Here is a 6,728-nt window from a genome sequence, read left to right as displayed (position 1 = left end):
GAGCTGGCAAAGCTTCCTGCCAGGAGTGGTAGTTCAGTTGGTTAGAATACCGGCCTGTCACGCCGGGGGTCGCGGGTTCGAGTCCCGTCCACTCCGCCAGATTTCGCAAAGCCATCCGTTCACGGATGGCTTTTTGTTTTGGGCATGGCACATGCACGTGGGTACTGCTCCTGTCTTTCTAGCAGGAAACCCTTGCCATGCAAGCACTATGCCGATACGCTATCGTTCCATTTTTCATGGACTGAATGACAAAGGCTGCACCTCACGGGAACTTTTGTCACAGATGGAGACACCATCCAGACTGGGCCGCCCGGGCTTTTGCTTGAGCGCATTCCTGTTTTCCTTTCCGAATCTGTTCCAACAACGCTTCTGATCCATGCGTCCGGCATCGTCCCTGCTGCTGTCGTTGCTGATGTTTGCCGCCATCGTGGGCGTGCAGATGGCTGTCTTGTGGCCGGCGGGCGCGCAGGATGCAGTGGCAATGGCCTATGTACAGGACATGGAACCGCACGAATACGGCGTGGATGTGTTGCAGGAATTCGAGGAGGATGTGGAGGATGAAACGGTGGAGTTCTCCATCCACCGTCCGCACCGCACCGCCGAAGTGAATACGGCGCAGGATGATCGCAACGAGCTGTTCGGCCCGCCCGAAGCCGTGGCCGTCCTCGTGGCCGATGTCCGGGTGCCGCCACAGGCGCATGTGGCGCATCCCACTTTCCCCTGGCTTGACAGCATGCTGCGGCCACCCAATACGGGCCTGCGCCAGGCAGGCTCGCTCCAGCGCATCTGACGCACCTCTTTTGAAGTGCTCGGCCGGTTGCTGATCGCTCCCGATCTTTCCTGCCTTTGAAGATATTCCGGGCCTGACAAGCCCGGAATGCGCTTGCCATGGGCTGACGCCTTGCGGCAACTGGCGACAGCTTGCGGGTTGCGCCACTTCGTCCTGGCATGCCTGAACCGCTTCCGGCAGGCGGCCCCGGCCCCTGCGCTCGGTCGCCGAATCCACTCTTTCCTCACTTCCTCTGCCTTCAAGAAGGCAGCCGTGTTCTATGTCCAATAGATCGATAGCACCGGCTTTTCTGCCGGCCACAGCCTGTCCGTTCCGAGCGGACCCACTTTCATTGCCGCGCCTGGTCCGGCTTGCCGCACTCGGCATCTGCCTGGCCGGATGTTTCGCGGCCCAGGCCCGCGAAACCGGCGTTGCAGCCGCCACGGCCAATGCGGTCAGCGCCGAGCCGCAGCAGCCCAGGCTGAGCCTGGAGCAGCTGGTGCAGACCGTGCTCGACAACAATCCCGAGCTGCGTGCGGTGCAGCAATCCGGCGTGACGGCACAGGCCGCGGTGCTCAGTGCCGGCGCCTTGCCCAATCCCAAGCTGGAGTGGAGCCGTGGCGACAACACGGCGCGTCTGGCATCGGCCACGCCCGGCAGCGTGCAAAGCATGGGTATCTCGGTTCCCATAGAGATGCCTTCGGTGCGCAGCGCACGCATCGAGGCGGCGCAGGCGGGCCAGCGTGCGTCGGTACACCAGATTGCCGCATCGCGCAATGCGCTGGTGGCACAGGTCAAGCTCAAGGCCTATGAGGTGGTGCTGCGCCAGGCCCAGGCCCTGGCGGCTCGCGATGCCGTCCGGTTGCTCGAGCAGGTCCATGAGCGCGTGCGCGTGCGTGTCTCCAGTGGCGAGGCGGCCCGCTACGAGATCATCAAGGCCGATGCGGAGCTGATCAATGCACGCCAGCAGGAGCAGACGGCCCGGCTGATGGCCGAGCAGTCCCTGCTTTCGCTCAACCGCCTGGCCGCAGGCCATCTGCCGGCGCGCTTCGATCTGGCCCTGTCGCTGCAGGATCCGGTAGTGCCCGACCAGCTGCAGAACATCAACTGGCAGGCCCATCCGGAGCTGCTGCAGCTGCAGTCCGAAGTGGACAGGGCCGAAGCCCAGAAGCAGGGCGCCAGGGCCAGCCGATGGCCTGGCGTGGAGCTGCGCTATGCCCAGACCCGCGAGCCGGACATCCGCAACCATACCGTGGGTGTGAGCGTGCAGATCCCTTTGTTCGACCAGCGCCGTGGCCCGATGGAGGAAGCTGCTTCGGAAGCCGAACGTGCCCGCGTGCGGATGGAAGGACGCCGGGCAGAGCTTGAGCAGCAGATGCAGCAGGCCTGGAAGGTGCTGGAGATGGCGCAGGTGCGAACCAAGGCCCTGAGCGAAGGCGCGGTGCGCGAAGCGGAGTCCGCCCTGCGCGTGGCCGAGGCCGCCTACCGCTTTGGCGAGCGGGGGATTCTCGATGTGCTCGATGCCCAGCGTGTGCTGCGCACCGTGCGCGCCGATCTGCTGGAGGCCCGCTACCAGCTGCAGTCCGCACGCATCGAACTGGATTTCCTGGCTGGCCGCTATGCCGATGCCTCTGCGTTCTGAGCGTCAGTTTTCTCACTTTTCAAACACGTCTATGTCTTCCCATCAAAACTCTCTCGCCATGGCCCTGGCGCTTGCCGGACTGCTGACCCTGAGTGCCTGCGGCAAGAATGAAAAGAGCGCCGCGGCGCCCGTTGCGGCGGCCGAGGCCAAAGCCGAACTGGACCCCATGGAGGTCGTGGTGCCTGCCGCGATGGCCGGCAACTTCAGGACGGCGCCGGTGGTGGCAGCCGATGTGGCGGCCGTGCAGGAAGTCGCAGGCCGCATCGAGGCCAACGAGCGCAAGGTCACCCGCATCGGTGCGGCAGTGACCGGTCGCGTGACCGAAGTGCTGGCCGAAACCGGCGACCGCGTCAGGCACGGCCAGGTATTGGCGCGCGTGGCCAGTCCGGAGCTGACCACCGCCCAGCTGGCCTATATGCGCGCCAGCGCCAATGCCACGCTGGCCGAGCGCTCGGTGGAGCGCGCGCGCCAGCTGATCGCGGCCGACGTGATCGGCTCCGCCGAGCTGCAGCGCCGCGAATCCGAGGTGCAGATAGCGCGTGCCGAGCTGCGCGCCGCAGGCGACCAGCTCAGGCTCATGGGGCTGTCCGGCGATGCGCTCGACCGCCTGCGCGGCCAGGGCCATGTCGCGCCCCATGCGGCCATCACCGCATCGTCCGCCGGCATCGTGATCGAGCGCCAGGTCAGCCAGGGCCAGGTGGCCCAGCCTGGCGATCCCCTGTTCACGGTGGCGGACCTGTCCAATGTCTGGGTCGTGGGCGCCTTGCCCGAGCAGATGGCACGCAGCGTGCAGACGGGCCAAAGCGTGCAGGTCGATGTGCCGGCGCTGGGCCTGACGGCCGAGGAGGGCCCCATCTCCGGCAAGATCATCTATGTGGGCGACACGGTGTCTGCCGACACGCGCACCGTGACCATCCGTACCCAGGTGGACAACAGGGACCTGGCGCTCAAGCCCCAGATGCTGGCCACCATGAAGATCCAGGGGGCCAGCCAGAAAACCCCGGCCGTTCCCGTCGCGGCCGTGGTGCGCGAGAACGACAAGGACCACGTCTATGTGAAAAAGTCCGAGAACCACTATCGCCTCACGCCCGTGGAGCTCGGAGTGGCCAGCAGCGGCCTGCGTCCGGTGCTCAAGGGCTTGGAGGAAGGCGTGCAGATCGTGGTGGAAGGCGCCTTTCACCTGAACAACGAGCGCAAGCGCGCCGAGCTGGAGTAAGCCCATGATTGCTTCCCTGATTCGCGCCGCGCTCACGCAGCGGCTGGTCGTGATCGTAATGTCCCTGGTGCTGTGCGGCTTTGGATTGCGCGCCGCCATGAACTTGTCGGTGGATGCCTTTCCCGACGTGACCAATGTGCAGGTGCAGATCGCCACCGAAGCCCCGGGGCGCTCGCCCGAAGAGATCGAGCGCTTCGTGACCGTGCCGCTGGAGATCGCCATGACGGGCCTGCCGGGTCTGGTCGAGATGCGCTCCCTCAACAAGAGCGGCCTGTCGATCATCACGCTGGTGTTCACCGACGCGACCGATGTCTATTTTGCACGCCAGCTCGTCACCGAGCGGCTGATCGAGGTCACGCCGCGCATGCCGCAGGGCATCGTGCCGGTGCTGGGGCCGGTGTCCACGGGCCTGGGCGAGGTGTACCAGTACACGCTGGAGCATCCCGACGACGGCCGGCGCGAGCTCACCCAGCAGGAGCTGACCGAGCGCCGCACCATCCAGGACTGGGTGGCGCGGCCGCTGCTGCGCTCGATTCCCGGCGTGGCCGAGATCAACTCGCAGGGCGGCTATGTCAAGCAGTACCAGGTGCTGGTGGATCCGAGCCGGCTGCGCCACTATGGGCTGACGGTCCGCCAGGTCGTGCAGGCCGTGGCGGACAACAACGCCAACGCCAGCGGCGGCATCCTGCCCCAGGTGACGGAGCAGTATCTGATCCGCGGCATGGGCATGATCCGCACGCTGGACGACATCGGCAACATCGTGCTCAAGGAGCAGGGTGGCGTGCCGGTCTATGTGCGCGATGTGGCTACCGTGCAGATCGATGCCGAGGTGCGCCAGGGCGCCATCATCAAGGGCGGCTATACCGAAGGCGTTTCGGGCATCGTGCTGATGATGCGCGGCGGCAATGCCAAGGAAGTGGTGACGCGCGTGAAAGAGCGGGTGGCCGAAATCAATGCCAAGGGCATGCTGCCCGGCGGCCTGCAGATCGTGCCTTACTATGACCGTACCGACCTGGTGGATTCCGCGCTGTGGACGGTGGGCAAGGTGCTGATCGAAGGCATTTTCCTCGTCGTGGTGGTGCTGTTCATCTTTCTGGGCGATGTGCGCTCCAGCCTGATCGTGGTGGCCACGCTGATCATCACGCCGCTGACCACCTTCATCCTCATGAACCGCTACGGCATCTCGGCCAACCTGATGTCGCTCGGCGGCCTGGCCATTGCCATCGGCCTGATGGTGGACGCCACCGTGGTGGTAGTGGAAAACGTATTCCACAAGCTGGGCCAGGCTGGCAGCAGCAGGGGCGAGCGTGTGCGCACGGTGCTTTCGGCCACGGCCGAAGTAGCCACGCCCACGATCTTCGGCATTGCCATCATCATTCTGGTGTTTCTGCCGCTGATGACGCTGCAGGGCATCGAAGGCAAGATGTTCGGCCCGCTGGCGCTGACGATTGCCATTGCGCTGGCGGTGTCGCTGGCGGTATCGCTGTTCCTGTCGCCTGTGCTGTGCTCGTATTTCCTCAAGGGTGGTGCGGACCATGACACGCGGCTGATTGCATTCCTCAAGCGCCATTACCTCAAGCTTCTCGATGGCGCGACGGTGCGCAGCCGCCTCACGCTGGCTCTGGCAGTGGCCCTGCTGCTCGGTTCGCTGGGCCTGTTCCCGTTTCTGGGCAAGTCCTTCATGCCGACCATGAAGGAGGGCGCGCTGACGCCGCAGATCAACCGCGTGCCCAGCATTTCGCTCGACGAATCGATCCGCATGGAAATGGCGGCCATGAAGGAAGTGGCGCAGGTGCCGGGAGTACTGTCCGTGGTGTCCAAGCTGGGCCGCGGCGAATCGCCGGCCGACCCCGCGGGCCCCAACGAGTCCGACCCCATCGTGCTGCTGGATCCCACGTCCGATCGCACGCAGGACGAAATCGACGAGGACATCCGCCAGCGCCTGTCCAGGATTCCGGGTGTGCAGATCGTGCTCTCGCAGCCGATCTCCGAGCGTGTGGACGAAATGGTGACAGGGGTGCGCTCGCAGCTGGCCATCAAGATCTTCGGCGACGAGCTGGAAGATCTCAAGGAAGTCTCCGAGCAGGTGGCCCGCATTCTCAAGAGCGTGCCGGGCAGCACCGACATCCGCATCGAGCGCCTCTCGGGCCAGCAGGCGCTGACCGTGGACATCGACCGGAAGGCCATTGCACGCCATGGCCTCAATGTGGCCGATGTGCAAAGCGTGCTGGAATCCGCCATTGGCGGCAAAGATGTGACCACGCTGTATGAAGGCGAGCGCCGCTATGCCGTGGTGGTGCGCTTTCCCGAAGCCTTCCGCGGTTCGCCCCAGGCCATTGGTGCCACCTTGCTGACCACGGCCACCGGCGGACAGGTGCCGCTCAACAATGTGGCCAGGATCGAGCTGGTCGACGGCCCCGCACAGATCAGCCGGGAAGGCGGCAAGCGCCGTGTGGTGGTGGGCGCCAATGTGGAAGGGCGCGACCTCGGAGGCTTCGTGGCGGAGGTGGAGCAGCGTCTGGAAAAGGAAGTGAAGCTGCCCGACGGCTACTACTTCAAGTTCGGCGGCCAGTTCGAGAACATGGAGCGTGCCATGGGTACGCTGCAGGTGATCGTGCCCCTGACCATTGCCGCGATCTTCTTCCTGCTGTTCCTGCTGTTCAATTCGGTCAAGCTGGCCGCGCTGATCATCCTGGTACTGCCCTTCGCATCCATCGGCGGCCTGATCGGCCTGTTCGTCACGGGCGAATATGTGAGCGTGCCGGCATCGGTGGGCTTCATCGCTCTGTGGGGCATTGCCGTGCTCAACGGGGTGGTGCTGGTGACCTGCATACGCAAGCTGCGCGAGGACGGCCTGGACGTGGTCCAGGCCGTGCGCGAGGGCTGCGTGCAGCGTTTCCGTCCCGTCATGATGACGGCGACGGTAGCGCTGCTGGGGCTGGTGCCTTTCCTGTTTGCCACAGGGCCCGGCTCCGAGGTGCAGCGTCCACTGGCCATCGTGGTGATCGGCGGCCTGATTTCCTCCACGCTGCTGACTCTGGTGGTGCTGCCCACGCTGTACCGGTGGTTTGACGAAAAGCCCACCGAGGCTTGATATCCGC

At 65.0% G+C, this 6,728-nt stretch carries 4 protein-coding genes and 1 tRNA gene; all 5 read left to right on the top strand.

Translation table 11 applies throughout. The annotated features are described in order from the left end of the window. The first annotated feature begins 22 nt into the window (after positions 1-22). The 5 genes from V8Z74_RS24175 to V8Z74_RS24155 all read left to right on the top strand — a co-directional run bounded on the left by V8Z74_RS24175 (position 23) and on the right by V8Z74_RS24155 (position 6,721). Positions 23-99: transfer RNA gene (locus V8Z74_RS24175), tRNA-Asp, on the top strand. A gap of 277 nt (positions 100-376) precedes the next feature. Continuing rightward, a complete protein-coding gene (locus tag V8Z74_RS24170) occupies positions 377-790 on the top strand; it encodes a hypothetical protein (RefSeq protein ID WP_349711782.1) in 414 nt (137 codons plus the stop codon). A 331-nt stretch (positions 791-1,121) separates the two neighbouring features. Then, positions 1,122-2,411, top strand: a complete 1,290-nt coding sequence (locus V8Z74_RS24165) for a TolC family protein (protein WP_349711780.1) — start codon at positions 1,122-1,124, stop codon at positions 2,409-2,411. Positions 2,412-2,442: 31 nt separating this feature from the next. Then, positions 2,443-3,627: an efflux RND transporter periplasmic adaptor subunit gene (locus tag V8Z74_RS24160; protein WP_066482342.1), complete on the top strand. Its 1,185-nt coding sequence runs from the start codon at positions 2,443-2,445 to the stop codon at positions 3,625-3,627. 4 nt (positions 3,628-3,631) lie between these two features. Beyond that, on the top strand, positions 3,632-6,721 hold the full coding sequence (locus V8Z74_RS24155) for an efflux RND transporter permease subunit (protein WP_349711778.1): 3,090 nt from the start codon (positions 3,632-3,634) through the stop codon (positions 6,719-6,721). Positions 6,722-6,728 lie beyond the last annotated feature (7 nt).

This window comes from Comamonas sp. w2-DMI (assembly GCF_040187735.1).
GTDB classification, from domain to species: Bacteria; Pseudomonadota; Gammaproteobacteria; order Burkholderiales; family Burkholderiaceae_C; genus Comamonas; species Comamonas terrae.
The sequence above is the reverse complement of the archived record's forward strand: the minus strand, read 5'-3'. Positions and strand labels throughout refer to the sequence as shown.

What these genes read in the sequence shown, in the direction of transcription:
- V8Z74_RS24170 (WP_349711782.1), top strand. Translation starts at nt 377, where the DNA reads ATGCGTCCGGCATCGTCCCTGCTGCTGTCGTTGCTGATGTTTGCCGCC.
- V8Z74_RS24160 (WP_066482342.1), top strand. Translation starts at nt 2,443, where the DNA reads ATGTCTTCCCATCAAAACTCTCTCGCCATGGCCCTGGCGCTTGCCGGA.
- V8Z74_RS24155 (WP_349711778.1), top strand. Translation starts at nt 3,632, where the DNA reads ATGATTGCTTCCCTGATTCGCGCCGCGCTCACGCAGCGGCTGGTCGTG.